The organism is uncultured Altibacter sp., assembly GCF_963972995.1.
In the GTDB taxonomy this organism is placed as follows: Bacteria; Bacteroidota; Bacteroidia; order Flavobacteriales; family Flavobacteriaceae; genus Altibacter.
In genome coordinates this window covers 22931-49043 of record NZ_CAXAXI010000018.1, presented here as the reverse complement: position 1 = coordinate 49043, position 26113 = coordinate 22931, and the positions used below count along the sequence as shown (strand labels likewise).

Here is a 26113-nt window from a genome sequence, read left to right as displayed (position 1 = left end):
ATAAACGAAGGTTATGAACATTTGTTCATAAAAAAAGCACCCTTGAAAAGAGTGCTTTTTAGAAGTGCTTTCAAAGAAAAACTACGATCGCTTTTCTCTAATTCTTGCTTTCTTACCGGTAAGACCTCTAAAGTAGTAGATACGTTTTCTACGTACACTACCTGTCTTGTTCACTTCAATTTTTTGAAGTGCAGGTAAATTCACGGGGAAGATACGCTCTACACCTACCGTTCCGGACATTTTACGTATGGTAAAGGTTTGTGAACTTCCGGTACCTTTAATCTGGATTACAACACCCTTAAAGAACTGTGTTCTTGTCTTTTCTCCTTCACGGATCTCATAATACACCGTAATGGTATCTCCCGCACTAAACTTCGGGAATTCTTTCTTGGTTATAAATTCGTCTTGTACAAATTTTACTAACTCTTCCATTGTTATTGACTTAGCGTTCTGTTTAAAACAACATTCACGGATCTCGCCAGAGGTTGGATTAAATCGGTTGCAAAAATAAGCATTTTCTACTAGGGTGCAACTGTTTTCTCATTTTTATTTGGGCGATCCCCTCCTTTTATCAGGAGGGTCGCGCTTTCGGGATTACTCCCCTTGGCTACCCCCCCCCGGGCAACCTGCGGCGGCGTAATTTCCCTCAATTGCTATCGCGGGTCACTCTTCCAACAGATCGGGTCGTCGTGTTGCCGTCCTTTTGTGTGCTTCGGCTTCACGCCAAGCCTCGATCTTAGGGGTGTTGCCGCTTAAAAGTATCTCCGGCACTTTCCACCCTTTATAGTCGGCAGGGCGTGTATAGATGGGCGGAGCGAGCAGATCGTCTTGAAAACTGTCGGTCAGGGCACTTGTCTCATTCCCTAGTACGCCGGGCAGTAACCTGATAACAGCATCACATACAATGGCGGCAGCAAGTTCACCACCGCTAAGTACAAAATCGCCAATCGATATTTCTCTGGTGATAAAATGATCCCGCACTCTTTGGTCTACCCCCTTATAGTGACCACAAAGGATAATGATATTTTGCTTTAGTGATAGCTCATTCGCCATTCCTTGATTCAAGGTCTTCCCATCCGGCGTCATATAAATAACTTCGTCATAAGCTCTTTCGCCTTTAAGTTTGGTAATACATTTATCTATAGGTTCGATCATCATCACCATTCCGGCACCCCCTCCAAACTGATAGTCGTCAATCTGTTTGTAGTTGTTGGTAGCATATTCACGTAAATTGTGGGTATGTACTTCCACCAACCCTTTTTCAATAGCTCTCTTTAAAATAGAAGCCTCAAACGGACTCTCCAGTAATTCGGGTAAAACGGTTATGATGTCAATACGCATGCCTATAGAAATTCTTGTTTCATTTTACAGCGCTCAATAGAACCTTTTGCGCGTTCTAAGACGCTTTTGTCTAAGGTGTTCAATGCTGCTTTTTTATAATGCTCTATAGCTGCGGTGAGCTTTCCTTGTTGTTCGTACATGATGGCGTACTCATTATAAATGGTGGATTTGGTGATTCCGGGAATCGTGATCGCCTGATCCAGTAACTCTTTTAGTTCGTCGTATTTTTCGAGGGTAGAAAGTAGAACGGCATAATTATAGTAGACGGCCGGATACATGGGGCTTTTTTCTAAGCAAAGCTTGTAGAGTGTTTCACCTTTTTCGTATTCTTTAAATTTTACTTCGTAAAGATAGCCCAAATGGTTATATGCTTTCCCGAAATTGGGATCCATGTCGATAATTTTTTCAAGTTTGTTGGTGGCCTCATCATATTGCCCGTTCTTAATATCCATATTGGCTTGATCCAACAGTTCTTCAAGTTTTGTCAAATGATCCATAGTACTATTTTTAGAGGGTAAAAATACGGCAATTCAATGAGTTTATGCTTCCCAAGTATAATGAAAAACATGTGTATCTTTTTTCCAGCCTAATTTTTCATAGAGATGCCGGGCGGAATTATCGATATCGGTTTCTAAGGTGAGTCCGCGGCTTCCGTTAGCCGTTGCAAATTCCTTTGCTTTGTTCAACAAGGCTTCACCAATACCCTGTTTTCGCGCAGATGGCGCAACAAATAGATCGTTCAAAATATAAGTGCGTTGCATGGCTACTGAAGAAAAACTAGGGTACAATTGGGTAAATCCAAGGCCACTTCCTTCTTTGTCCAATACAATAAAAATGACGGAATCTTTTTTGATAAACCGTTCGGTCAAAAAGGCGCGGGCTGCTTCAGGATGGGAAGGCTGCTTGTAGAATACCCGATACCCGTCAAAGAGAGGGACCAGTGCTTCCAAATGATCGATTGTAGCTTTTAGTATCTTCATGCGTAATGACTATGTTACGAAGATAGGGCTTTCAGTAATCAAATACCTTACCTATTGATTACACAATGTTTCAACTTTCTTGTAACGCTGTTCTAAAAAACAACGTATCAAAAAAGCCCGTTGACGCGTCAACAGGCTTTCAGAAATAAAACTTTGTGACTACTAATAGTAGGTATAGCGTCTTACTTTGGAGATGTATTTCGCCAAACGAATGACCTGATGGCTGTACCCGTACTCGTTATCGTACCACACGTAAAGCACCACATTCTTTTCGTCATTGGCCACAATGGTCGCGTTGCTGTCGAAAATAGAAGGAGCCGAGGATCCCACGATGTCGCTAGACACTAATTCGTTGTTTAACGAATATTTGATTTGTTCTACCAGATCACCTTCCAAAGCGTATTTTTTCATGACCGAATTGATCCCGTCAATAGACGTTTTCGCTTCTAATTCCAGCTTCAGAATAGCCAAAGAACCATTGGGGACCGGTACGCGAATCGCATTCGAGGTCAATTTACCTTCAAACGATGGCAATGCCTTCGAAACTGCGCTTCCGGCACCGGTTTCAGTAATAACCATGTTCAAAGCGGCAGCACGGCCTCTTCTGTATTTCTTATGCATATTATCGACCAAGTTCTGATCATTGGTATACGCATGAATGGTTTCTAAGTGTCCCTGAACTACACCAAAACTATCTTCGATGGCCTTCAAAACTGGAGTTATGGCATTGGTGGTACAAGAGGCAGCCGAAAAAATATCTACTTCATTCGGATCGTATTCTTGATGGTTCACACCGTGAACAATGTTTGGCACTCCTTTCCCGGGGGCAGTAAGCAACACTTTGGCTGCTCCTTTGGCCACCAAATGACGGCTCAAGGCTTCTTTGTCGCGAAAAGCGCCTGTGTTGTCTATAATAAGGGCATCCTCGATACCATATTCGGTGTAATCGATCTCTTCAGGATTGTTGGCTGAAATGATATGAACCGTAGTGCCGTTAATAATCAAAGCTTTGTTTTCAAGATCGGCACGAACGGTTCCGGGAAAGTCTCCGTGTACCGAATCATACTGCAACAATGACGCTCTTTTTTCCAAAACCGTAGCATCGATGGCCCCGCGTGTTACGATGGCTCGTAATCGCATCTGACTCCCTTGTCCGGTTCTGGTCATTAGCTCTCGCGCCAATAGACGTCCAATTCTACCAAACCCGTACAAAACAACGTCTTTTGGTGTAATGTTGTGTGTTTGCTTAGCGTCTTTCAGTTTATCGCTTACAAAAGCAATGGCATCTTCATACTTATTATCTTCCAAATGATATTCGTATGTAAGCTTTCCAATGTCAAGCTTAGCAGGAGGAAGGTCCAAAGTTTTGATGGCTTGCGCTATTTCTACAGAATCGAAAATGGAAATGGGTTTTTGTACAAATTCTCCGGCATATTCGTGAAGATTCAAGATCTCACTTACATTTCTGTCAATCAATTGGTTTCTGAAAAGTACCAACTCAATAGACTTGTCGTACCAAAGATCGCTCACGATCTTTATAAATTCTACGGTCGCTTTACGGCGGTCGGTTTGAAAAGACAGTTCTTTTTCATAAACGTCATCAAAACTCATAGTTGTGTGGTTTAAGGCGCTCACGTGTACGAGAGCGGGGTTTTAAATTTGCTGCAAAAGTAATTATTTCCAACGGTATGATGAAGCAAATAATAAAAATAATACCCCTCCAAAAATCAGATTTTTAGAGGGGTACCTTCTTCAGAAAGAAACAAGCACTATCTGAAGATGAACGTGTTTACTTCGCCACGCTGATCTACAAAGGTCATCTTGATAGGTGCGCTGTAGTCGCGACGATTCATGATTCGTTTTACATCGTCAATATCTTCTATCGTCTCATCATTGATCTTGGTGATTAAAATACCGGCCAGATTATATCGTGACATATCTTGTGTCAATGTTCTGGTCACTAACACGCCGTTTGATACGCCCCGAGATTTTAGATCGGATGTGCTTGCATTCTTTACCTCAAGACCAAGATCTGAAATCTCGAAGGTCTCCAGTTTGATAAGCGTTACGGGAATATTCTTTTCGCTTCCGTTTCTAAGCACGGTTACCTGTACAACATCGTTGGGTCTTTTGGATCCCAAATAGCCGGAAAGATCAGAGAATTTTCCAACCTTATAGCCGTCCAATTTCTTGATCACGTCTCCTTCTCGCAGGCCACTCTTTTCGGCACCGCTCCCTTTTTCAACACCGGCAATATAAACTCCTTCGGTATCGTTGATGCCTATATCTTTAGCGATCTGTGAATTCAAAGTACCTCCGGTGATCCCAAGGATACCACGTTGTACATTGCCAAACTCCATGATATCTTCGATCACTTTTCTGGCGATATTAGAAGGTACCGCAAAGGAATACCCTACATACGATCCTGTTTCTGAAGTGATCGCAGTATTGATTCCAATGAGCTCTCCTCTGGTATTAACTAAGGCACCACCACTGTTCCCTCGATTTACGGCTGCATCGGTTTGAATAAAAGATTGCGGATTGGAATCAAATTGGTTCAGGTCACGTGCTTTGGCACTAACAATTCCGGCTGTAACTGTAGAGGTAAGATTAAAAGGATTTCCTACCGCAAGGACCCATTCGCCCAAATTGATCTCGTTGGAATCACCAAAAGGGACGTAAGGAAACTCTTCATTGCTGTCTAGTTTAATAAGAGCAATGTCGGTTTTAGGATCTGTCCCGATCAATTCGGCATTGTAGGTTTTATTGTTATTCAAGGTTACCGATAATTCGGAAGCATTGGCGATCACATGATTGTTTGTTACTATATAACCGTCTGCAGAGATGATTACCCCGCTACCCGATCCTATCATTTCTCTGGGAACGCCACCGCCGTTAAAATAATCCATCATGTTTCTGGGTTGTGTGGTAATGGTCTTATTCTTTACGTGAACCACCGCGTGTACTGTTTTCTCGGCAGCTTCTATAAAATCTATACTACCAATCGGGGCAGTGGATGATGTGAAATTCGTTGGGATAAAAGAAGCGGTTTCATTTTGAGTTGTGAGAGAACCGGTTTTAGGTTCTTCAAGTATCTTATAACCGCCCAAGGTGAGAGCGCCGGCAAACAGCGCAACGATAAAAAATTGAAGTGTCTGTTTCATTTGTAAACTATTTTAATATTATACTTAACTATATAAAGACGAGATTATTCTTAAACTATTTCACATTTAACGTCCATTTAACAAGCCTTTTCTTTAAAAACTAGCTTAGGCTTTTTATACCTTTGTCATTATGGCCTTCGAGTTTTATAAATATCAAGGAACCGGAAACGATTTTGTGATGATTGATAATCGTCAGCGTATCTTCTCCAAAAATAATACCAAATTGGTGGCACAACTCTGTGATCGAAGGTTTGGCGTTGGAGCCGATGGACTCATCCTACTGGAACCCCATGCTACGGCAGATTTTTCCATGGTCTATTACAATGCCGATGGAAACCTAAGCTCCATGTGCGGTAATGGAGGACGCTGTATTGTTCATTTTGCGAATTATTTAGGCATAATTGATTCCAAAGCAACCTTTGAAGCGGTAGACGGCATGCATGAAGCGACGATTGAAGGGGAGCTTGTTTCATTGAGGATGAACGATGTGCACGGAGTAACCCTGTCTCAAGATTTTGTGTTCTTGGATACCGGTTCTCCGCATCATGTCGAGATCGTGGAAGCTGTAGATGCGTACAATGTATTTGAGAAAGGGCGTGCTATTCGAAATGATCGCTACGGGAAGGCGGGAGCCAACATAAATTTTGTGACACCCAAGGGGAATGACATTTTTTCAGTTCGCACCTACGAACGCGGGGTGGAAGATGAAACCTTGTCTTGCGGGACAGGAGTGACAGCAGTTGCTCTGGCTATGCATGTCTTGGACAGGACCCGGGCGCTTCGGGTTACCTTGGAAACACCCGGTGGAAACTTAACGGTTACCTTCACGAAAACGGACGCCGGATATAAAGATGTTTATTTAATAGGCCCTGCAGTACAGGTTTTTAAAGGGACTTGGTCGTGATTACGCTCACAGGAAATACTGTAATGCTTCGGGCTTTAGAGCCTTCAGATCTGGATTTTCTCTACACACTCGAGAATGAAGAAAGCATTTGGGAACTAAGCAATACCGTAACGCCTTATTCTAAGTTTGTACTGAAACAATATCTGGACAACGCGCACCGTGATATTTACGAGGTCAAACAACTACGATTGGTTATTTGTACACAAGAGAACGGCAAGGTCATTGGTTTGATCGACCTGTTTGATTTTGACCCGAAGAATCACCGGGTTGGTTTGGGTATTATTATTGCTTCGGAAGCAGATAGGGGTAAAGGCCATGCTTCGGAAGCGGTTGCACTTGTTTGTAAATACGCTTTCCAACACTTACAGATGCACCAAGTGTACGCAAATGTTTCCGAAGACAATAAAAAAAGCATACACTTGTTTACGAAAGCAGGGTTTTCCGAAGCGGGACTCAAACGAGATTGGATTTTTTCCGAAGGAACCTATAAAAATGAATATATATATCAGTTAATAGCACATGTACATTAAAAAAATTCTAATCGCCGTTGTTCTTTTGGGTCTCGTAGGTATGGGCGTATTTGCACTCTATGTATACACCAATGTTTTTTCAGAAAATACTGCTTTTAACAATAAAGAGGCACATGTTTACATCGCTTCCAACGCCCAATTTAGAGATGTGTTAGCAGAGTTGGAACCTTTATTGGACGATATCGACTCGTTCGAATTAGTGGCGAGACGCAAGGGATATCACGCAAATATAAAACCGGGACATTTCATTATTAAAAAGGGAATGAATAATAATGATATTATCAATACCATTAGAAGCAAGAATATTCCCATTAATGTGAAATTCAATAATCAGGAGCGTTTAGAGAATCTTGCGGGTCATATTTCGAAACAGATAGAAGCAGACAGCCTTTCGTTGTTGAACGCTATGCGTGATCCTCAATTTTTGACTGAAAACAATTTCAACCAAGATACGGCGCTAGGGATGTATATACCCAATACGTACGAGTTTTATTGGAACAGTTCGGCCGAAACGTTTCGTGACAGGATGCGAACCGAATACGATCGCTTTTGGACCGAATCCAGAGTGGCAAAAGCCAAGGCATTGGGTTTAAGCAAAAATGAGGTCATGGCTTTGGCCGCTATTGTTCAAAAAGAAACGGCCAAAGTGGATGAGCGGCCTCGTGTAGCCGGGGTGTATGTCAATAGGTTGAAGCGAGGGATGCTGCTGCAGGCAGATCCTACGGTGATCTATGCGAAAAAGAAAGGAGAGAATGATTTTGAGCAAGTTATAAAAAGAGTACTTTACGTGGACCTTGAATTGGATTCACCCTTCAATACGTACAAATATGCCGGGGTGCCGCCCGGACCAATTGCCATGCCGGACATTTCTGCCATCGATGCAGTATTGCAGCCGGAAAAGCACGATTACCTCTATTTCGTAGCCGATGTGACTAATTTTGGTTACCATAAATTTGCGAAGACCTTGGCGCAGCACAATGCTAATAAAGCCGAATATGTGCGCTGGGTAAATGCGAACGGGGTGAATCGGTAAATTCTGTTAAACCTTTACAAAAAGCAGGGTTAAAGACTGTTAAGGGCTCTTTTAATACCTCCCTATCTCCATATATTTGTAAATGTAGGTGTAACGTGGAAACACACGTTATACGGTATAAATAATCACGAATTACATCATTTTTAAAATGTTCTTTGACATAAAAATCTAACAATTCATAAAACCTTTTTAGCAGGCGTAGGTTTGCTAGCGATTTATGTTTGCTGTTAAGAGTATTTCGCCATTTCACGAAGAAATGGCGCAATAATTATAATTCTTAAACTAAGTAGAACATGCGAAAACGTTTTATGAAATTGTCTGTGCTGCTGCTAGTCGCCACGTTTGTGGTGTCTGGTTTTTCCTTTAGCAAGGAAAGTAAAAGCAGTTCGATATTTGCTTCGGAAATTGAAGGTGAACTCGCCTATGTTCCTTTTGATTACGAAGTAAGTATGAATCCCCAACAAAACATTCCTTTTGTTGGAAAGTCGTATTTAGGCTTTTGTGAGGACCTCGGCTTTAGCGAAAGCAGTGGAAATTACAACGCTGTAAACAGATTAGGTTATATGGGCAAATATCAATTTGGCCGTTCTGCCCTTAATTGGGTAGGAATTTATAATAAGCGTCAATTTTTAAACTCCCCTTTGTTGCAGGAAAAAGCGTTCGAAGCGCTTATCTCCAAAAACAAATGGGTACTAAAAGACCATATTACTAAATTCAATGGTCAAGTAATTGATGGCATACGAATAACCGAATCCGGCTTGATCGCCGCAGCGCATTTGGGCGGTGCAGGAAATGTAATGAAGTTTCTTGAATCGAATGGAGAGGACGTATTTGCAGACGCCAATAATGTACCTATAACAAGGTACATGAAAAAGTTTGCACATTACGACCTTACTTCCATACTACCCGATAATAATGCCAGAGCGACATTATAATTATTGAGAGAACCAGGTTGACAAGCCTGGTTTTTTCATTTTAGGCCCATCTTAATTCTGTTCATAACCTGTCATTAATTTCAGCACGACATGGTTATTTCAATACAATAAAAGCGTATTTTTAAGTTGCAAAATTTGTGACCCTTTTCGCACAAATTACAGCAGACTTGGTTTTAACATTTTTTAACAGTCTGAAAATCAAATTTGTAAAAAAAGGCGTATCTTTGCACGCTGAAAATAGGATACCTCCGGGGATTCGAATTTTTATTAAAAATGAAACGTAATTTACTACGCTTATTTGGTTTGCTGATTATCACATCGCTTGTGATAACGGGATTTTCGACACGAAACAGGGTCGATCTTTCACAGTACCGAATGGATGAAATTGAACTTTGTTATGATGTTCCAAACGAATTGGATGTAACAGACTTCAATTCAACCATAGTTCCTTCCTATACTTTGTTTTTAGGAAAAACCTACGTTGGATTTAAAGAGGCATTAGGCTTTAAAGAATCCAGAGGGGATTACGAAACGATCAATCAATTTGGATATTTAGGAAAATATCAATTTGGTAAGGGAACCTTACAAATGATCGGTATTAAGAATGCAGAAACTTTTTTAGGAGATACATATTTACAAGAAAAAGCCTTCGATGCTTATGCGGCACGCAACAAATGGATCTTACGCAGAGATATCAAGCGTTACAGAGGTCGTTATATAGGTGGCGTAAAGGTTACGGAATCCGGAATCTTGGCTGCGGCGCATCTTGCCGGCGCTGGCAATGTAAAGAAGTTCTTGCGTAGTGGTGGCGAAGTTGGTTTTGCAGATGCAAACGGAACTTCCATTCGGTATTACCTCAAGAAATTTTCGGGATATGATACATCACATATTGTAGCAAATAAAAAAGCAAAAGCGATCTAAGTTATCACTTTTGAAGAATAAATAAGGTGGGTCTTTTATGGAGGTCCACCTTTCTTTTTTTCCACAAGGCCACAGTGGTTGTGTAGATGTATTCTGAAGGTAACGTAATGTCACAGGCTACACACAGCTGTGTTTCAGGATGAAGTGTTTGTAACAGACTTTCCAGCATCTGATTGTTACGATAAGGGGTTTCAATAAACAATTGAGATTGATTTTGTTCGGATGAAAGTCGCTCCAAGCGTTTCAATTCGGTCTTTCGCTCTTGTTTATCGATGGGCAAGTATCCGTTAAAAGCAAAGTTCTGTCCGTTGAACCCACTGGCCATCATAGCCAATAGCAATGAGGACGGACCCACCAAAGGTACTACCCGAATCCCTTGCAAATGTGCTTGTCGTACAACGAGGGCACCCGGATCTGCGATACCGGGACAGCCGGCATCTGAAATGACCCCCACATCAAAACCTTCAAAGCAGGGGGTAAGCATTTCCGGAATTTCAGTATCGTGCGTAAATTTATTGATATGCTGAAAGTGCAGGTCGGGTTGTGATTTCCGAGGGACGATATTCTTTATAAAATGCCGCGCACTCTTTTCGTGCTCCACAATATAATGGTCAATATGCTCTACTGCTTTCTTTACCAATAAGGGAAGTACCTCTAAGGGAGGTGTGTCACCCAAGGTACATGGTATTAGATACAAATGTCCCTTTTTGCCCTCCATGCGCCTGCTATTGAACGGCGAGTTTTTGAACACTTACGGCACCTGCTTCGGAAGTGATTCGAACCAGATACATGCCTTTGCTGTAGTTTTCTACTGAAAGGGTTGCTTCTAATGATCTTACCGAACCTTCAGAATATAATACACTGCCTTTAAGATCGGTCACGACTATGGAAGCGATCGTATCTTTTTCCGAAGCGATACGAACTTCAGCATTGGCAGGATTTGGAGTCACAGTAAATGAATTGAGATCAAATTCGTCCAGATCGAGGATGGTCCCTTCAAATTTTAAGACCCTTCCGCCAATATCAACAATGTACAGCTCATTGGTAAAATCCACCCCAAAGGAAACCCATGCGCCACTAAATGTACCCTCGTCAACCAAATTATTTGCACTGTCTACGGTAAAAACCCTTCCGCTACATACATCGGCTGCCAAATACAATCCGTAGCTTCCGTTGTAGGTATTTCCACGGTACACATAGCCGCCGGTAACCGAGCAGTTCCCCGAGCCTGTACTTGAAGAATATTCGGCAACCGGAAAGGTCAACATGCTTGGGTCCGGACAGTTGGAAGTATTAAAAGGTTCGGATCCTTCATAACACCGCCAGCCGTAATTTAAACCGGCCTCGGTGGGTCCTGCTTTATCGATCTCCTCCACATCGCCTTGACCCACATCGCCTATCCAAAGATCACCGGTTAAGCTGTCAAAGGAGAAGCGCCACGGGTTGCGCAATCCGTAGGCCCAGATCTCTTGTGCATTCACAGAACTACCTGCGAACGGATTGTCTGCCGGGATACCGTAATTGTTGCCTCCCGAGGGATTGTCTACATCGATACGTAATAATTTTCCCAACAGGATGGTCGTGTTTTGAGCTCTGTTGCCGGGGTCACCACCGCTTCCGCCATCTCCGGAGGAAATGTATAGATAGCCATCGGGACCAAAGGCGATGCCACCTCCGTTATGGTTGGAAAAGGGTTGTGAATATTCAAGTATGGTGAGTTCTGATCCAAGGAGCGCTATATCCGGATCTCCGGGATCTACCGAAAACCGTGCAATTCTGGTATCTCCATTTGTTTTTGTATAATTCACATAGAAGAAACCGTTGTTGGCATAATCGGGATGAAAAGCCAATCCCAACAAACCTTGTTCGCTGCCTCCGGATACTTGACCTGAAATATCAAGGAAAGCTGTGGGGTTCACGTTTCCGTTGAGATCGAGGATTTTAATGAGCCCGCCTTGTTCTACTACGAACAGCCTATCATCACCGGCATGTTGCAGATCGACAGGACTGTTTAAGTTGTCTGCAAAAGGAACAAAATTGACCTGTGCGAAAGACATTCCAAATAAGAAAATGCCCAATAAAGTGAGGATATATTTTTTCATAGCATCGTATTTGATTCCCTACTAAAGTAAGTAAAACCCTTCTATAATAAAAGTTAAAGTCGTGCGGCAATCTTTTCACATGCCTCATCCAGCATCTGGTACACATTGTCAAATCCTTGATCGCCTCCATAATAGGGATCGGGAACATCTACATTCTCTCCGGGAAACAGCTCATCAAGAATAAGTTGTACTTTCCGTTTTTCAGATTCACTTTGTGCCAATGCAATGACATCGCGGTAATTGGAGGTGTCCATCACGAAGATATGATCGTACGTTTCAAAATCGTATGCAGAAAATTTTCGTCCGCGTTGGTCGGTAATGTCCAAACCGTTCTTTCTAGCAACTTCAATACTTCGGGGGTCGGGGAGTTCTCCCACGTGCCAGCCACCTGTGCCCGCCGACTCCACGTGTATCTTGGTTGTATCGACTTTAGACTTTAAAATACCTTCTGCCAACGGAGAGCGGCAAATATTGCCCAAACAGACCATGAGTATTTTTGTTTGCATAATGCGGAAAAGTAAAAACCCGGAAATTCCGGGATCGTCCGTTACAACGTAAGTTTCTTATTAAGGTCTTCTACGTATTTTCTGAATTGCTTATCAGTGCTAGACAAGTTGTCTACAGTCTTACAAGCATGTAGTACGGTGGCATGATCACGCTGACCGATCTGCGAACCAATGGATGCCAAAGAAGCTTTGGTGAATTTCTTAGCAAAGAACATGGCCAATTGTCGCGCTTGTACAATATGTCTCTTACGGGTCTTGGATTGCAGAGTGTCTACGTCCATTTGAAAGTACTCACTCACCACTTTTTGTATGTAATCAATGGAAACCTCTCGTTTGGTGTGTTTTACGTAGTTGTCAACGATCTTCTTTGCAAGATCGATGGTGATCTCTCGCTTATTAAAGGAGGAATGGGCGATCAATGAGATAATGGCTCCTTCCAACTCACGAATATTCGTTTTTATATTGTTTGCCAAGAACTCTACGATATCTTCGGGCATTTCCACACCATCGCGATATAACTTATTTTTAATAATAGCAACACGTGTGTCATAATCCGGATGGTTCAATTCTGCTGAAAGACCCCATTTAAAACGAGACAACAAGCGTTGCTCAATATCGATCATATCGACAGGAGCCTTATCACTCGTTAGAATTACTTGCTTCCCGTTTTGATGTAAGTGGTTGAAGATGTGAAAGAAGACATCTTGTGTGCCGGCCTTTCCTGATAGTAATTGAATGTCATCAACGATTAATACATCAATGATTTGATAGAAATGTATAAAATCGTTTCGATTGTTCTTCTTAACGGATTCTATGTATTGTTGTGTAAATTTTTCAGCAGAAATATATAGAACGGTCTTTTCAGGATATTTATCCTTGATCTCCACGCCTATGGCATGCCCTAAATGCGTTTTACCTAATCCCACTCCTCCAAAAATAAGAAGCGGATTAAAAGACGTGCCTCCGGGTTTATTGGCAACAGCCATCCCTGCCGAACGCGCCAACCTGTTGGATTCTCCTTCAAGAAAGTTATCGAAATTGTAATTGGGATTAAGTTGCGATTCTATCTTTACATTACGAATCCCGGGGATCACGAAAGGATTTTTAAGCTCCGGACTCTTGTTTTTTAATGGAACGTCCACTTCTTGCGAAGCCTGAGAATTGCTTCTGTTGGAACTGGGGATCTTTTCGGTAAAAGGCTGTTTGTTCCCGTAGGTGTTCTCCATTTTGATCACATAGACCAATTTGGCAGTGGCGCCCAATTCTTTTGTTAATGCCACCTTCAATAATTTCACATAGTGCTCTTCTAACCACTCATAAAAAAACTTGCTGGGAACCTGAATACTAAGAGCATTGTCTGTAAGTTTCACTGCTTTGATAGGCTCGAACCAGGTTTTGTATGCTTGTGAAGTAATATTATCTTCAATAAAGGACAAACAATTTTTCCAAACCGATTCCGCAGTTTTGCTCATAGTTTATGGTGAAGTTTTAGTTAGTTAAATGATGCCGTGAAAAATGTAGAAAAAGTGTTTTCTGTAACATTTTCTTAACACTGCAAATATGTGAACAAATTATTGAAAAAAAAAACCGAAAGCGTATTGAATTTGTTGTTTTTTTTTCTCATACTGTACTTCATTCAAATCTACGAAAAAAGTTCCCCTTTTAAGTCAATTGCAGTGAAAAAAAATCTTACAAAAATACGGGTGCGTTATGGAGAAACCGATCAAATGGGTGTGGTCTACTATGGAAACTATGCACAATATCTTGAACAAGGGAGAACCGAATGGCTAAGGGATTTAGGCTTTTCATATAAATGGATGGAGGCGAACAATGTCCACCTTCCGGTCATTAATTTAACGATTGATTATAAGGCTCCTGCGCACTATGACGATGTTTTATTGGTTACAACGGCATTAAAGAAAATTCCTACTTTCAAAATCGACTTTTATTACGAAATTCACAATGAGGAAGGGGTCCTTTTGATCACCGCAACGACCTCCCTTGTCTTTGTGAACAGCACCACAAAAAAAATACAAAAAGCACCCGATTATTTGTTGAAGAAATTACAAGAATAGCTCAACTGTTTTCAAGTTTCTTAATCGTAACCTTATATGTATTTTTAAAAAGATCAAAAATCCTCTCAGCCTCTTTTTTACGAACGGCAATCTCAAATGCGCATTGTAACTCCATTTCTTGTCTCACTATCCTAATATTCTCTTCTTTTATTAGACGCATTACAGTATTCATCTCTGCATATTCGAAGCTGAGAAGAAACGATTCGTCGATGGTTCGTTTTACGATCTTTGAAGCTTCCAAAGCGAGTTGTGCCGTGTTTTTATACGCCTGTATCAAACCGCCCACGCCAAGCTTAGTGCCTCCAAAATAGCGAACTACCACAACGAGTATGTTGGTAACCTCAAAAGATTGGATCTGACCATAAATAGGCATTCCGGCACTGTTGGATGGTTCTCCATCGTCATTGGCTCTATAGCTCGAATAGTCTACGCCCAACTGCCAAGCATAACACCAGTGTCGTGCATTATGGTGCTGTTTTTTTAGCGTTTCAAGGTACTCCTTGATGGTATCTTCATTCGTAACCGGATAGGCATATCCATAGAATTTACTTCCCCGATCTTTATAGAGTACCTCCTTCGAGGCTTTGCTAATAGTCCTATACGTGTCTTTTTCTGAAAATTCCATTACATTCCGGCTATCGTGATCAAAAAGATACTGAGCACAGCCAACGCTATGCCTAACCAATTCTTGGGGAGTAGCCGTTCTTTGAAAAGGAGGATACCAACCAAGGTGGAAACCATAACGATGGCCACATTGTTTACAGTGAAAATTCCCGAGCTATCCAATAATCCACTCCGAAGGGCTTTTACTAAAAAGTAAATAGAGAAATAGTTGGGTATCCCTAAGGCAATACCCCCAAGTATATTTTTTAGTTGTACATGAATCTTTCCACGAACGGCTAGAACCGCAATGCTTAAGATACCCAAAATAGCAGCACTGGCAAAAATAGTAGCCGAAAATAATGGGACATCGTTTGCTGCTACAAAACTCCCCTCCAAATACTTGATGCTAGTGTCGATCACCCCACTGCCAATAAAAACCAATAGCGGAAAGATTAGATTCTTGGTCTTGATAGTAAGTCCTTCTTTAGACTTGATGGAAGCGAGGTACACAGCGGCAAGCGCTAGGAGTATACCTATTATCTTCAATGCCCCCAGAGACTCTTTATAATAGACCAGCCCAAAAACAATAGGGACGACGACACTCATCTTTGTGGCTACAGAAACGACCGATAGTCCGCTGCGCTGCGTCGTTATCGCCATAAGGTTAAAAACGGTAATAAACAGTGCACCTAGTGCCAAGGTGTAATAGAACCAGCCATAACCAACGATCACACTTGGTATCACCGAACCTTCATAGGCAAGAAGGCCGCAACTGCAAGCAACTACATAATTGACGACGATCGCTTGAAATGTATGGACCTTATACCGACTAAAAAGCTTAAAGACAATAAAGATCGCCACAGAGGCTGCTATACTAAGAAGTAGATAGATCAAGGGTTGAGGTTTTTATAATGACGAAGTAGATCTTCTTTTATTTTTTTTTCTGAAAATAATCTGCTTGAAATCACAGGAGCCGCAATACCCGAACTGAATCGTACGCTTCCCGTAAAGACGAAGGCTTCATCCCAAAGATTTAGGGCAATGAAAGACTGAAGTGTTTTCGTTCCTCCCTCCACGATCATCGATTGGACGTTGCTAGTGTACAATATATCACATATCTGCTTCGGAAGGTTTTCTGAGAACAAAACCCTCTCATATCGAACCATAGTGTTGTTCTCTTTTTCCTTTTCTGTTAGTACCAGAGTCTCTGAAGATCCATTAAACACAGTTGCTGTTTCGGGAATACGTAAATTCCGATCGATCACTATGCGCAGCGGGGATGAGCCGTACCAGTCACGAGTTGTTAATCCGGGATCATCATCTAGGACAGTTTGGGTTCCCACCAATATGGATTGTTCTTCTGCGCGTAGTTTATGTGACCATTGACGGGCAGCTTTTCCGGTGATCCAAATGGGTGCCTGTTCAGTTCGGTTTTCTTTCGAGGGGGCCAGATACCCGTCACTGGTTTGCGCCCACTTTAAAAAAATGTAAGGACGCTTCTTTGTATGAAATGTAAAAAAGCGCTTGTTTAATTCTTCACATGCTTCAGAAGCAACGCCAACCAAAACATGGCATCCGGCTTCCATCAATTTTTGAATCCCGCGTCCGGAAACTTTCGGATTGGGATCAAGGCTTCCTACGACCACTTTTTTAATACCACTGTCAATGATAAGATTGGCGCACGGAGGCGTTTTCCCGAAGTGACTGCAAGGTTCTAAAGAAACATACAGCGTTGCTTCTTTCAAAACGTTCTTCTCTTTGACACTTTCAATAGCGTTCACTTCGGCATGCGGCATCCCGGCTTTGAAGTGCCACCCCTCTCCAATAATTGAACCCTTGTGTACAATCACACTACCCACCAAGGGATTGGGATAGCTGCTGCCCAGCCCGTTCTTGGCCAGCTGTACACAGCGCATCATAAATGTCTCGTGATTGCTCAATGGCTTACAATTCCTTGGTGATTAAGAGATAGTATCAAACATGGTGGATCCTGTTTTTTAGATCTCGTATTCAAATTTAAATCCTATTTTTACCATCCTTAAGGAAGGACACTAAGCGGAACTTCCAGAACGTAAAAATACAAGGAATAAGTTAGATGAGTACACCTATCATTCGTCCTATTGAAAAAAAAGACAATCCCCATGTTGCGAGCTTAATACGTAATGTGTTAGAGGATTTTGGCGTCCCAAAGGTTGGTACAGCCTATGCCGACAAAGCATTGGATGCGATGTTTGAAACCTATCAAGACCAAAAAAAAGCCTATTTCGTGGTAGAGGAGAACGGAAAACTCATTGGAGGGGCAGGGGTGGCGCCACTAGAGAATCACGAAGGCAATGTGTGTGAACTTCAAAAAATGTACTTCTTTCCCGAAGCGCGGGGTCGTGGTGTTGGTGATGCCATGATCAAACTATGCCTCACCAAGGCGAGAACCTTCGGCTTTGAACAATGTTATTTGGAGACCATGCCGTATATGACCGCTGCTCAAAAGTTATATGAGCGGGTAGGCTTTCGGTATATCGACGGGCCCATGGGCGACACCGGCCATTATTCGTGCCCGGTACATATGTTAAAAGATCTTTAGTGTGACGATTACTGAACTTAAACAACACTTTTTTTCTGAACTACAGCCAAGCTATCCTTCGGAAGAGGTACAATCCTTCTTTTCCATACTTTCTGAAGAAATTCTGAAGAAGACGCGATTGGAACTCGCTTTGGAGCCTGATGCGACGATTTCAGTTCTTGAACAAGAACAATTTGAAACAGCGGTCATTCGGCTTAAAGCACAAGAACCCATTCAATACATCATTGGAAGAACGGATTTCTTCGGGCTGTCTTTTACCTTGAATTCCCATACCTTAATTCCGCGTCCCGAGACCGAAGAATTGGTGGCATGGATCCTCGAGCTCCAAAAGAATCGTACTGAGGAAACAGTTTCCGTGCTGGATCTGGGCACGGGCTCGGGTTGTATTGCGGTAACGCTGGCAAAATACCTTCCGCAGGCCCAAGTAGACGCGATGGATATTTCAGAAGGAGCTTTAGAAATTGCAAAAGAGAATGCAGCGTATCACGACGTTTCTGTAACCTTTCGGCATCAAGACATCTTCAGTATTGGAGAGCTTCCACAGCCATACGATCTTATCGTTTCCAATCCGCCGTACGTGCGGGAACTGGAAAAAGAACACATGCAACCTAATGTGTTACAATTTGAACCCGAAGCGGCCCTGTTTGTCCCCAACGACAATCCGTTACGGTTTTACCAAAAGATTGCTCAGCTTGCAAAAAAAGGATTACGCGATCAAGGGGTTCTTTACTTCGAGATTAATGAGTATCTTAGTAACGACATGAGGCAGATGCTTAACAATGAAGGATTTGCTCAGGTTGTCATAAAACAGGATATGTTCGGGAAAGACCGAATGATAAAAGCGACTATCCATGCCAACGATTGAAAAAATATGTGTTTTCTGCGGAAGCAGCGAAGGAAATGATCAGGCTATTATCGATGCCGCCGTGCGTTTGGGTGAAACATTTGCCCAACGGGAAATCACCCTTGTCTATGGTGCTGCCAAGATAGGTGTTATGGGTATCATTGCGAAGGCTACTTTGGATGCCGGCGGAAAGGTTACGGGCGTGATACCGGGATTTCTTAAGAAAAAAGAAGTGGTGCACTTGGGACTCACGCAACTGATTACGACCGACAATATGCACGAACGGAAGCTTAGAATGCAGGAGCTAAGTGATGGCTTCATTGCTATGCCAGGGGGTATTGGCACGCTGGAAGAATTGTTCGAGATCCTTACTTGGTTGCAGCTTGGCTTACACACCAAGCCTATTGGACTTCTTAATATTAATGGTTTCTACAATGACCTGTTACAACTTTTGGAAACCATGGTGCGAAAGGGGTTTGTTGCTATGGAAACCTACGAATTACTTTTGGTCGACACCACTCTCCATGGGTTGTTGGAGAAAATGTCCCAATTCAAAGCACCTCCCATCCCACATTGGCTCACCGAAGAACGCACTTAAACTGTACACGGTTTTGTTTATAAACTGTGTGTTCAACCGCTTCTACTTTTCTGAAGGAATTTTATATTTGTTACATGAACATCGAACAGCAGATCCATCAGCTTCGCAACGAACTTCGGGAGCACAATTACAATTATTATGTACTGGACAATCCGACAATTTCAGATTTTGAATTCGATCAAAAGCTGAAAACCTTGCAAGCCCTTGAGGCTGCACATCCTGAGTACCACGATCCCAATTCACCTACATTGCGGGTTGGGGGAGAAGTAACCAAGAACTTCGAAACGGTGGCACATACCTACAGGATGTACTCTTTAGATAATTCGTACTCTAAAGAAGATCTTCAGGACTGGGAAAAACGAATACAGAAACAAATTGACGGTCCGGTGACCTATACGTGCGAATTAAAATACGACGGCGCGTCCATGAGTCTCACCTATGAGAACGGAAGATTGAAGCGAGCGGTAACGCGTGGCGACGGATTTCAAGGGGATGATGTCACCACCAACATCAAAACGATCAAATCAGTGCCTTTACAGCTTAAAGGAGATTATCCCCCGCTTTTCGAGATTAGGGGGGAGATCGTTTTACCTTTTGCCGGATTCGAGAAGATGAACGCTGAACGAATCGCCATTGGTGAAGAACCATATAGGAACCCAAGAAATACTGCATCCGGAAGTTTAAAACTTCAGGACAGTAGTGAAGTGGCCAAGCGTCCGTTGGAATGCTTGCTTTACAGTATAAAAGGCGAACGCCTTACTATAAAGACACAGTTCGAGGGACTTCAAAAAGCAAGGGAATGGGGTTTTAAGGTCCCTCCTGAAGCAAAATTGGCGCATTCCATGGAGGAGGTTATGGAATATATAACCTACTGGGACACTAAAAGACATCAATTGCCTTACGAAACCGATGGTGTGGTCGTAAAGGTCAATGACTTACAACAGCAAGAAGAGTTGGGCTATACGGCCAAAGCGCCTCGTTGGGCCATGGCATATAAGTTCAAGGCAGAGCAGGTTTCAACAGTCCTCAATGAGATCACTTACCAAGTGGGACGTACCGGAGCGATTACTCCGGTAGCGAATCTTATGCCGGTGGAACTGGCAGGAACCATTGTGAAGCGGGCGTCCTTACACAATGCCGACCAGATTGAAAAATTGGACATACGGGAAGGGGATACTGTTTTCGTAGAAAAGGGCGGGGAGATCATTCCTAAGATCATCGCTGTGGATTTTTCGCAGAGAGGAAGGGATTCGAACCCTACCCAATACATTTCGCATTGCCCCGAATGTCAAACAGAATTAGTGAGAAAAGAAGGAGAAGCACAACATTATTGTCCTAATTCTGACGGATGTCCGCCGCAAATCATGGGGCGTATTCAACATTACATTTCACGCAAAGCAATGGATATTGAAGGATTGGGGGGAGAAACCGTGGCACTTCTAGTGAATAACAACCTTATCTCAAATTATGCCGATCTGTATGAACTGACCAAAGAACAAGTGATTCCGTTGGAACGAATGGCCGAGAAAAGCGCCGACAACCTCATTGCCGGAATCGAAGCGTCAAAAAAAATTCCCTTTGAACGCGTACTCTTTGCGCTTGGGATTCGATATGTAGGTGAGACCGTAGCAAAGAAATTGGCCAGACATTACAAAACGGTTGACGCTTTGGCAAGTGCTTCGGCAGAGGCCTTGACTACGGTAGATGAAATTGGTGAGCGTATTGCAGAAAGTGTGGTTGCATTCTTTTCCGAAGAAAAAAATAAAGCGATCATCGAACGTCTAAAGCAGTATGGCGTGCAACTGGAGATCTCGGCAGAGAAGCTCGCCAATCAAACCAATAAATTAAAGGGAGCAACCTTTGTAGTATCCGGGGTATTTTCAAAAGTGTCTCGAAACGAATTGAAAAAATTGATCGAGGACAACGGCGGAAAAGTTTCAGGTTCCATCTCAGGAAAGACCCAATTCGTGGTGGCAGGGGAGAATATGGGACCAAGTAAAAAGACAAAAGCCGACGATCTGGGAGTACCCATTATTTCTGAAGATGAATTTTTAGAAATGATCGTTTGATCCTTCGTAAAGCGATGCGAAAATCGTATTTTTGCCCTACTTCTTTGGAACCGACATGTTGAAAAAATTAAAACAAAGATCCTTACAAAAACTTACAGAGAAAAACCTGAAAGACCGGGATCTTTCGCAGATGAACGCTCCATTGACCCGCTTAGGATTTCTGGTGGACGAGAGTGAGTTCCAAGAATTTGATGTCCTCTATGATTTTGCTTCGGCGCTGGGCATTCAGAGAAAAGATGTAAAGGTGTTTTCCTTTTTAGAGTCGAAACGAAAACTACCCTCCTTGAGGCACAATCAAGTGTACAATAAGGACTTTACATGGAAAGGGGAATTACACAATCAAAATGCACAAGAATTCTTAGATGTTCCTTTCGATGTGCTTATTGGGTACTACAAAGGCTCGAACGAATTTCTGGACCTCATGGTTTCGGCAAGCAAAGCCAAATTTAAAGTGGGTGTCATTCATGCCGATCCCAGATTGTACGATCTGATCATCGCCATACCGCCGGAAAACGTAAACGGCTTTAGAGACGAACTAAAGAAGTATTTAAAGATATTGAATAAAATAAACTAATAAACGAACGTCAATTAGACCGAAGTTTATAACGTTAACATAAGAAAATTATGAAAGAGCTCATTGGAACCGGAGTTGCACTCGTTACTCCCTTTACTGAAGATTATGAAATCGACACCGAAGCACTTGCCCGCGTGGTGAACTTTAATATTGAAAATGGAATCGATTATTTGGTAGTGTTGGGAACCACTGCCGAAAGTGTGACCCTAAGCAAAAGTGAAAAACAACTGGTCATCGATACCATTGTATCTGCTAACAACGGAAGGATCTCCTTGGTATTGGGAATAGGAGGAAACGATACTCGTGCCGTGATCAATGAGATGCAAGAACGGGATCTGTCGCATTTCGCTGCCATTCTTTCGGTATCACCCATGTATAACAAACCTACCCAAGAAGGTATTTATCAGCATTTTGCGGCGATTGCTCAAATGGCACCCAAGCCCATTATTCTTTACAATGTACCAGGACGTACCGCTTCCAATATGCTTCCTGAGACTGTGATTCGTTTGGCAAATGATTTTGAAAGTATCGTCGCCATCAAAGAAGCGGCGGGCGATATCGTTCAGGCGATGCGTTTAATTTCCGGCTGTCCCAAAGACTTTTTGGTGATATCGGGCGACGACATGGTCACATTGCCTATGGTATTGGCGGGAGGCGCTGGGGTCATTTCGGTGATTGGAGAAGTCTTTCCGAAGGAATTTTCACAAATGGTTCGCCTGGGATTGGATAAAAAAGCCGAGGAAGCCTATAAAATACACTACAAGATCGCACCTGCCATCGATTATATCTTTGCCGAAGGAAATCCGGCAGGCGTCAAAGCCGTGTTCAATGCCCTTGGAATCTGCGGTCCTACCGTGCGATTACCACTGGTAGGAGTAAGTGACAACTTGAAAGCAAAAATTGATTCTTTTGTAGCGTCATTTTAATACTGAAAAGGGAAAACTGTCGTTACATATTTTAAAACCCCAGTAATTTCGGGGGTTAATCCGGCTATTTTAGTCGCATAATAAGTTTTTATAATCACGTATAATTCACTACTTTTGCACGATGTTTTTTAAATATATGAAGGCGAGTCTTTTAATTCTAGTAATGGCGTTGTTTTTTGTTTCCTGTAGCGAATACCAAAAGGTGTTGCGCGCAGATGATATAGCACCCAAGTACGCAATGGCAGATTCGCTGTACCAACAGGGAAAATATAAAAAAGCATTGCAGTTGATGGAGCAGATCGTTCCTGCGTATCGTGGAAAGCCACAGGCCGAGAAATTGATGTATATGTACGCCAATACCTTTTACAACCTAGAGGATTTTTATTTGGCAGGCTATCAATTTGAGCGTTTTGAAACTTCCTATCCAAAGAGCGACAGTGTAGAAACTGCGGCCTATCTTTCGGCGAGAAGTTATTACGAACTTTCGCCGCGTTACTCTTTGGATCAAACCGATACAGACAAAGCACTGGAGCGCCTTCAGGAATTTGTGAATAAGTATCCCAATAGCGAGAAGCGTACCGAGGTGAATGCTTTGGTTTCAGAACTGAGACAAAAAAAAGAAAAGAAAGAGTTTGAAGTCGCTGCACAGTATTTGCGCGTTTCCGACTATAAAGCGGCCATAAGTGCCTTTGAAAATTTTATTACAGACAATCCGGGTTCTGTTTATCGTAAGGATGCCTTTTTTGGAAGATTTGAAGCCGCCTATAAGTTAGCGATCAACAGTATTCCTGCATTGGTGAGCGAACGCTTGACCACAGCAAAGAGTTATTATAACAGTTTTATTAAATATTATAGCGATAGTGACCTGAAGGCCGACGCCGATGAGATCTTGAACGATATCAACAAACGTTTGGAGTCAGAAACAGCAACAACAAGTATAAATTAGGATTATGAGCGATATTAAAAATTCTGAAGCACCTATCAATACCACGACCATTGATAAAAATAAGGTAGATGCTCCCACCGGGAATATTTACGAAGCCATCTCTATTATTTCCAAAAGAGCTGTACAGATCAACGGGGATATTAAAAAGGAGTTGTTGGAAAAACTCGATGAGTTTGCCACGTACAACGATAGTTTGGAAGAGATCTTCGAGAACAAAGAACAGATCGAAGTGTCCAAATTCTACGAAAAATTACCTAAACCTCACGCGTTGGCCATTCAAGAATGGTTGGAGGATAAAATTTACTACCGTAATACCAAGGACGAAGCCTTAGAAAAATAAGATCATGTCTGTGCTAAGCGGTAAAAATATACTTTTAGGCGTCACTGCCGGTATAGCCGCTTATAAATCGGCCTTTCTGGTTCGGTTGCTTGTGAAGGCAGGTGCGAAGGTAAAAGTGGTGATGACGCCTTCTGCAAAGGAGTTCGTAACACCCCTCACACTTTCCACACTCTCTAAGAACGAGGTCTTTTCTTCATTTACGAATGATGAAGATGAAAATGCCCAATGGAATAACCACGTTGAGTTGGCCCTTTGGGCAGATTTATTTGTGATCGCTCCTGCTACCGCCAATACCCTTTCGAAGATGGCTCATGGTACCAGTGATAATCTTTTGTTGGCGTGCTATCTTTCAGCAAAATGTCCCGTCTACTATGCGCCTGCTATGGATTTGGATATGTATAAACATCCCGCTACCAAACAAACATTTGATGTCTTGGATTCCTTCGGAAATATTCGTATTCCGGCAGAACACGGTGAATTGGCTAGTGGTCTGGTGGGTGAGGGACGCATGGCAGAGCCCGAGACAATTGTTGCATTCTTGGAAGCTGCTATTAGAAGATCGCTTCCGCTTCGCGGAAAAAAAATATTGATCACGGCCGGGCCTACCTACGAAGCCATCGATCCTGTACGCTTCATAGGGAATCATTCCAGTGGAAAGATGGGGTACGCCATTGCCGAAGCTGCTGTAAGACTAGGAGCTGAGGTGATCCTTATCTCCGGACCGTCTTCACTTTCTATCGATGATAAACGACTCAGCTTGGTACGAGTGACCAGTGCCGAAGAAATGTATCATGAGGCTCATAAATACTTCGATATTTGTGATATCGCCATCCTAAGTGCTGCGGTAGCGGACTACCGACCGAAGCAGGTGGCTCAACAAAAGATAAAAAAAACAGAGGGAGCACTTACGCTGTCATTGGAAAAGACAGATGATATCTTGGCTTCCTTAGGAACGCGAAAGCAGCAGCAATTTTTAGTAGGCTTTGCGTTGGAGACCGAGAACGAACTGGAAAATGCAAAAACGAAACTCAAAAAAAAGAATTTAGATTTAATTGTGTTAAATTCGCTGAATGACGACGGGGCCGGATTTGGGACTGATACTAATAAAGTGACTTTAGTATCGAAAGACAATAAAGTCCTTCCTTTTTCAGTTAAATCCAAGACAGAAGTCGCAAACGATATTTTACAATATATTATAGAACAACTCCATGCGTAGATTAATATTTTTATGTTCCCTAGTGTGTAGCAGCTTGATCCTTCAAGCTCAAGAATTGAATTGTACCGTTACCGTAGACGCCGAGCAGAGCGGACAACCCAATCAGCAGGTATTTAGAACACTGGAGCAACAGGTAACAGAATTCATCAATAACAGCAAGTGGACAGATAAGGTGTATAACAATCAAGAACGTATTGATTGTAACATGACCATTATCATTACCGAATATTCGGGAGATTCTTTTGGGGCTTCTTTGCAAATTCAATCTTCACGTCCTGCCTTTGGTTCTACATACGATAGTCCCGTGTATAATTATAATGATAAGCAATTCAATTTTAGATACATTGAGTTTCAGCCGCTAAATTTTAATATCAACAGCTTCGATAGTAATCTTATTTCGGTGATCGCATATCACGTTTATACCATCATCGGGTTAGATGCAGATACCTTCGAATTGAATGGTGGTCAAGAATATTTTGAAGTAGCAAAACAGATCATCAATACGGCAGCGTCCAGTAACTTTTCGGGCTGGCGCGCAACCGATGGCGTACAATCGCGCTACCGGTACAACGATGCCTTATTATCTAATGTTTACAAAGAGTTTCACGATGCGCTGTACGATTACCACCGTCTGGGGATCGACAAGATGCACGAGAACTCGAAAGAGGCTAAAGTTGAGATTATAAAAGCGATCGAGAAGCTTAAAAGCATTAATGACAGACGTCCAAATTCCTTTTTACTACGCACATTCTTTGATGCGAAAAGCGATGAGATCCAAGCGATCTTTAGCGGAGGGCCACAAGTGGAGATCGTATCCTTGGTGGAGAATCTAAATAGAATGGCACCAACAAAGCGTACCAACTGGGCTGAAATTAAGTTTTAAACAACGCCTCGATTTTCTTGCAGGAGTAACAAAACTCTTCTA

General features: G+C 42.4%; 29 protein-coding genes. 16 read left to right on the top strand and 13 right to left on the bottom strand.

What is annotated here, in order from left to right; translation table 11 throughout:
* Positions 1–81: 81 nt before the first annotated feature.
* The 6 genes from rplS to AACZ11_RS08925 form a co-directional block, all read right to left on the bottom strand.
* Positions 82–432: a 50S ribosomal protein L19 gene (gene rplS / locus AACZ11_RS08950; RefSeq protein WP_034257607.1), complete on the bottom strand. Its 351-nt coding sequence runs from the start codon at positions 430–432 to the stop codon at positions 82–84.
* A 231-nt stretch (positions 433–663) separates the two neighbouring features.
* Positions 664–1341, bottom strand: coding sequence for a tRNA (guanosine(37)-N1)-methyltransferase TrmD (trmD, locus tag AACZ11_RS08945; RefSeq protein ID WP_339832199.1), 678 nt, complete (start codon positions 1339–1341; stop codon positions 664–666).
* Between the two features lie 2 nt (positions 1342–1343).
* Positions 1344–1838 (bottom strand): tetratricopeptide repeat protein, encoded by a 495-nt coding sequence (locus tag AACZ11_RS08940; protein ID WP_339832197.1) that lies wholly within the window; start codon positions 1836–1838, stop codon positions 1344–1346.
* Between the two features lie 42 nt (positions 1839–1880).
* A complete protein-coding gene (locus AACZ11_RS08935) occupies positions 1881–2321 on the bottom strand; it encodes a GNAT family N-acetyltransferase (RefSeq protein ID WP_339832195.1) in 441 nt (146 codons plus the stop codon).
* Positions 2322–2483: 162 nt separating this feature from the next.
* Entirely contained in the window at positions 2484–3932 is a 1449-nt protein-coding gene (locus tag AACZ11_RS08930) for a glyceraldehyde-3-phosphate dehydrogenase (protein WP_339832193.1), read from the bottom strand.
* Between the two features lie 158 nt (positions 3933–4090).
* Complete coding sequence (locus AACZ11_RS08925) at positions 4091–5485, bottom strand: trypsin-like peptidase domain-containing protein (protein ID WP_339832191.1); 1395 nt, start codon at positions 5483–5485, stop codon at positions 4091–4093.
* 130 nt (positions 5486–5615) lie between these two features.
* On the opposite strand from AACZ11_RS08925, the gene dapF reads away from it, so the two are divergent.
* The 5 genes from dapF (at position 5616) to AACZ11_RS08900 (ending at position 9808) form a co-directional block, all read left to right on the top strand.
* Entirely contained in the window at positions 5616–6389 is a 774-nt protein-coding gene (gene dapF, locus AACZ11_RS08920; protein WP_339832188.1) for a diaminopimelate epimerase, read from the top strand.
* Positions 6386–6919, top strand: coding sequence for a GNAT family N-acetyltransferase (locus tag AACZ11_RS08915; RefSeq protein ID WP_339832185.1), 534 nt, complete (start codon positions 6386–6388; stop codon positions 6917–6919). Before dapF ends, AACZ11_RS08915 begins: the two co-directional genes overlap by 4 nt.
* On the top strand, positions 6909–7952 hold the full coding sequence (gene mltG, locus AACZ11_RS08910) for an endolytic transglycosylase MltG (RefSeq protein WP_290625605.1): 1044 nt from the start codon (positions 6909–6911) through the stop codon (positions 7950–7952). The genes AACZ11_RS08915 and mltG overlap by 11 nt, the downstream gene beginning before the upstream one ends.
* Positions 7953–8260: 308 nt before the next feature.
* Positions 8261–8887 (top strand): hypothetical protein, encoded by a 627-nt coding sequence (locus AACZ11_RS08905; protein WP_290625603.1) that lies wholly within the window; start codon positions 8261–8263, stop codon positions 8885–8887.
* A 273-nt stretch (positions 8888–9160) separates the two neighbouring features.
* On the top strand, positions 9161–9808 hold the full coding sequence (locus AACZ11_RS08900) for a peptidoglycan-binding protein LysM (RefSeq protein WP_290625601.1): 648 nt from the start codon (positions 9161–9163) through the stop codon (positions 9806–9808).
* A gap of 4 nt (positions 9809–9812) precedes the next feature.
* Here the strand turns inward: AACZ11_RS08900 and AACZ11_RS08895 are convergent, their stop codons facing one another.
* Genes AACZ11_RS08895 through dnaA form a run of 4 tightly spaced genes read right to left on the bottom strand, consistent with a single transcriptional unit; the run spans position 9813 to position 13888 of the window.
* Entirely contained in the window at positions 9813–10526 is a 714-nt protein-coding gene (locus AACZ11_RS08895) for an SAM-dependent methyltransferase (RefSeq protein ID WP_290625599.1), read from the bottom strand.
* Between the two features lie 7 nt (positions 10527–10533).
* Positions 10534–11910 carry a PQQ-dependent sugar dehydrogenase gene (locus tag AACZ11_RS08890; RefSeq protein WP_290625597.1) on the bottom strand — a complete coding sequence of 459 codons (1377 nt, stop codon included), beginning with the start codon at positions 11908–11910 and terminating at the stop codon, positions 10534–10536.
* A 53-nt stretch (positions 11911–11963) separates the two neighbouring features.
* A complete protein-coding gene (locus tag AACZ11_RS08885) occupies positions 11964–12416 on the bottom strand; it encodes a low molecular weight protein-tyrosine-phosphatase (RefSeq protein ID WP_290625595.1) in 453 nt (150 codons plus the stop codon).
* Between the two features lie 41 nt (positions 12417–12457).
* Positions 12458–13888 carry a chromosomal replication initiator protein DnaA gene (gene dnaA / locus AACZ11_RS08880; RefSeq protein WP_034257624.1) on the bottom strand — a complete coding sequence of 477 codons (1431 nt, stop codon included), beginning with the start codon at positions 13886–13888 and terminating at the stop codon, positions 12458–12460.
* Between the two features lie 204 nt (positions 13889–14092).
* On the opposite strand from dnaA, the gene AACZ11_RS08875 reads away from it, so the two are divergent.
* Positions 14093–14491, top strand: coding sequence for a thioesterase family protein (locus tag AACZ11_RS08875; protein ID WP_290625591.1), 399 nt, complete (start codon positions 14093–14095; stop codon positions 14489–14491).
* A 1-nt stretch (position 14492) separates the two neighbouring features.
* Here the strand turns inward: AACZ11_RS08875 and AACZ11_RS08870 are convergent, their stop codons facing one another.
* From AACZ11_RS08870 to ribD, 3 genes are read right to left on the bottom strand one after another with little or no spacing between them, the layout of a single operon-like run.
* Positions 14493–15116, bottom strand: a complete 624-nt coding sequence (locus tag AACZ11_RS08870) for a YigZ family protein (RefSeq protein ID WP_290625589.1) — start codon at positions 15114–15116, stop codon at positions 14493–14495.
* Positions 15116–15988, bottom strand: coding sequence for an EamA/RhaT family transporter (locus AACZ11_RS08865; RefSeq protein WP_290625587.1), 873 nt, complete (start codon positions 15986–15988; stop codon positions 15116–15118). The genes AACZ11_RS08870 and AACZ11_RS08865 overlap by 1 nt, the downstream gene beginning before the upstream one ends.
* Entirely contained in the window at positions 15985–17034 is a 1050-nt protein-coding gene (gene ribD, locus AACZ11_RS08860; protein WP_290625585.1) for a bifunctional diaminohydroxyphosphoribosylaminopyrimidine deaminase/5-amino-6-(5-phosphoribosylamino)uracil reductase RibD, read from the bottom strand. The genes AACZ11_RS08865 and ribD overlap by 4 nt, the downstream gene beginning before the upstream one ends.
* Positions 17035–17189: 155 nt before the next feature.
* On the opposite strand from ribD, the gene AACZ11_RS08855 reads away from it, so the two are divergent.
* From AACZ11_RS08855 to AACZ11_RS08810, 10 genes are all read left to right on the top strand, one after another.
* A complete protein-coding gene (locus tag AACZ11_RS08855) occupies positions 17190–17675 on the top strand; it encodes a GNAT family N-acetyltransferase (RefSeq protein WP_290625583.1) in 486 nt (161 codons plus the stop codon).
* Position 17676: 1 nt separating this feature from the next.
* A complete protein-coding gene (gene prmC, locus AACZ11_RS08850; RefSeq protein WP_290625581.1) occupies positions 17677–18540 on the top strand; it encodes a peptide chain release factor N(5)-glutamine methyltransferase in 864 nt (287 codons plus the stop codon).
* Positions 18527–19117 (top strand): TIGR00730 family Rossman fold protein, encoded by a 591-nt coding sequence (locus AACZ11_RS08845; protein ID WP_290625579.1) that lies wholly within the window; start codon positions 18527–18529, stop codon positions 19115–19117. Before prmC ends, AACZ11_RS08845 begins: the two co-directional genes overlap by 14 nt.
* A gap of 74 nt (positions 19118–19191) precedes the next feature.
* Positions 19192–21186 carry an NAD-dependent DNA ligase LigA gene (gene ligA / locus AACZ11_RS08840; RefSeq protein ID WP_290625577.1) on the top strand — a complete coding sequence of 665 codons (1995 nt, stop codon included), beginning with the start codon at positions 19192–19194 and terminating at the stop codon, positions 21184–21186.
* A 31-nt stretch (positions 21187–21217) separates the two neighbouring features.
* The gene (locus tag AACZ11_RS08835) at positions 21218–21760 is read left to right on the top strand and encodes a hypothetical protein (protein WP_290625575.1); all 543 of its coding nucleotides are present in this window, start codon (positions 21218–21220) and stop codon (positions 21758–21760) included.
* 50 nt (positions 21761–21810) lie between these two features.
* Positions 21811–22686, top strand: a complete 876-nt coding sequence (gene dapA / locus AACZ11_RS08830; RefSeq protein WP_290625573.1) for a 4-hydroxy-tetrahydrodipicolinate synthase — start codon at positions 21811–21813, stop codon at positions 22684–22686.
* Between the two features lie 136 nt (positions 22687–22822).
* The gene (gene bamD, locus AACZ11_RS08825) at positions 22823–23632 is read left to right on the top strand and encodes an outer membrane protein assembly factor BamD (protein WP_290625571.1); all 810 of its coding nucleotides are present in this window, start codon (positions 22823–22825) and stop codon (positions 23630–23632) included.
* Positions 23633–23636: 4 nt separating this feature from the next.
* On the top strand, positions 23637–23972 hold the full coding sequence (locus tag AACZ11_RS08820; RefSeq protein WP_290625569.1) for a DNA-directed RNA polymerase subunit omega: 336 nt from the start codon (positions 23637–23639) through the stop codon (positions 23970–23972).
* Positions 23973–23976: 4 nt separating this feature from the next.
* A complete protein-coding gene (gene coaBC, locus AACZ11_RS08815; RefSeq protein WP_290625567.1) occupies positions 23977–25188 on the top strand; it encodes a bifunctional phosphopantothenoylcysteine decarboxylase/phosphopantothenate--cysteine ligase CoaBC in 1212 nt (403 codons plus the stop codon).
* The gene (locus AACZ11_RS08810) at positions 25181–26071 is read left to right on the top strand and encodes a DUF4835 family protein (RefSeq protein WP_290625565.1); all 891 of its coding nucleotides are present in this window, start codon (positions 25181–25183) and stop codon (positions 26069–26071) included. Before coaBC ends, AACZ11_RS08810 begins: the two co-directional genes overlap by 8 nt.
* Positions 26072–26113: the final 42 nt, after the last annotated feature.

Excerpts from the sequence above, each read along its gene's own strand:
- dapA (WP_290625573.1), top strand. The coding sequence starts at position 21,811 with ATGAAAGAGCTCATTGGAACCGGAGTTGCACTCGTTACTCCCTTTACT.
- AACZ11_RS08855 (WP_290625583.1), top strand. The coding sequence starts at position 17,190 with ATGAGTACACCTATCATTCGTCCTATTGAAAAAAAAGACAATCCCCAT.
- AACZ11_RS08940 (WP_339832197.1), bottom strand. The coding sequence starts at position 1,838 with ATGGATCATTTGACAAAACTTGAAGAACTGTTGGATCAAGCCAATATG.
- dnaA (WP_034257624.1), bottom strand. The coding sequence starts at position 13,888 with ATGAGCAAAACTGCGGAATCGGTTTGGAAAAATTGTTTGTCCTTTATT.
- AACZ11_RS08905 (WP_290625603.1), top strand. The coding sequence starts at position 8,261 with ATGAAATTGTCTGTGCTGCTGCTAGTCGCCACGTTTGTGGTGTCTGGT.
- AACZ11_RS08890 (WP_290625597.1), bottom strand. The coding sequence starts at position 11,910 with ATGAAAAAATATATCCTCACTTTATTGGGCATTTTCTTATTTGGAATG.
- AACZ11_RS08810 (WP_290625565.1), top strand. The coding sequence starts at position 25,181 with ATGCGTAGATTAATATTTTTATGTTCCCTAGTGTGTAGCAGCTTGATC.
- AACZ11_RS08885 (WP_290625595.1), bottom strand. The coding sequence starts at position 12,416 with ATGCAAACAAAAATACTCATGGTCTGTTTGGGCAATATTTGCCGCTCT.
- AACZ11_RS08935 (WP_339832195.1), bottom strand. The coding sequence starts at position 2,321 with ATGAAGATACTAAAAGCTACAATCGATCATTTGGAAGCACTGGTCCCT.
- AACZ11_RS08895 (WP_290625599.1), bottom strand. The coding sequence starts at position 10,526 with ATGGAGGGCAAAAAGGGACATTTGTATCTAATACCATGTACCTTGGGT.
- coaBC (WP_290625567.1), top strand. The coding sequence starts at position 23,977 with ATGTCTGTGCTAAGCGGTAAAAATATACTTTTAGGCGTCACTGCCGGT.
- AACZ11_RS08870 (WP_290625589.1), bottom strand. The coding sequence starts at position 15,116 with ATGGAATTTTCAGAAAAAGACACGTATAGGACTATTAGCAAAGCCTCG.
- AACZ11_RS08925 (WP_339832191.1), bottom strand. The coding sequence starts at position 5,485 with ATGAAACAGACACTTCAATTTTTTATCGTTGCGCTGTTTGCCGGCGCT.
- dapF (WP_339832188.1), top strand. The coding sequence starts at position 5,616 with ATGGCCTTCGAGTTTTATAAATATCAAGGAACCGGAAACGATTTTGTG.
- AACZ11_RS08900 (WP_290625601.1), top strand. The coding sequence starts at position 9,161 with ATGAAACGTAATTTACTACGCTTATTTGGTTTGCTGATTATCACATCG.
- AACZ11_RS08845 (WP_290625579.1), top strand. The coding sequence starts at position 18,527 with ATGCCAACGATTGAAAAAATATGTGTTTTCTGCGGAAGCAGCGAAGGA.
- ligA (WP_290625577.1), top strand. The coding sequence starts at position 19,192 with ATGAACATCGAACAGCAGATCCATCAGCTTCGCAACGAACTTCGGGAG.
- trmD (WP_339832199.1), bottom strand. The coding sequence starts at position 1,341 with ATGCGTATTGACATCATAACCGTTTTACCCGAATTACTGGAGAGTCCG.
- rplS (WP_034257607.1), bottom strand. The coding sequence starts at position 432 with ATGGAAGAGTTAGTAAAATTTGTACAAGACGAATTTATAACCAAGAAA.
- mltG (WP_290625605.1), top strand. The coding sequence starts at position 6,909 with ATGTACATTAAAAAAATTCTAATCGCCGTTGTTCTTTTGGGTCTCGTA.
- bamD (WP_290625571.1), top strand. The coding sequence starts at position 22,823 with ATGAAGGCGAGTCTTTTAATTCTAGTAATGGCGTTGTTTTTTGTTTCC.
- AACZ11_RS08930 (WP_339832193.1), bottom strand. The coding sequence starts at position 3,932 with ATGAGTTTTGATGACGTTTATGAAAAAGAACTGTCTTTTCAAACCGAC.
- AACZ11_RS08820 (WP_290625569.1), top strand. The coding sequence starts at position 23,637 with ATGAGCGATATTAAAAATTCTGAAGCACCTATCAATACCACGACCATT.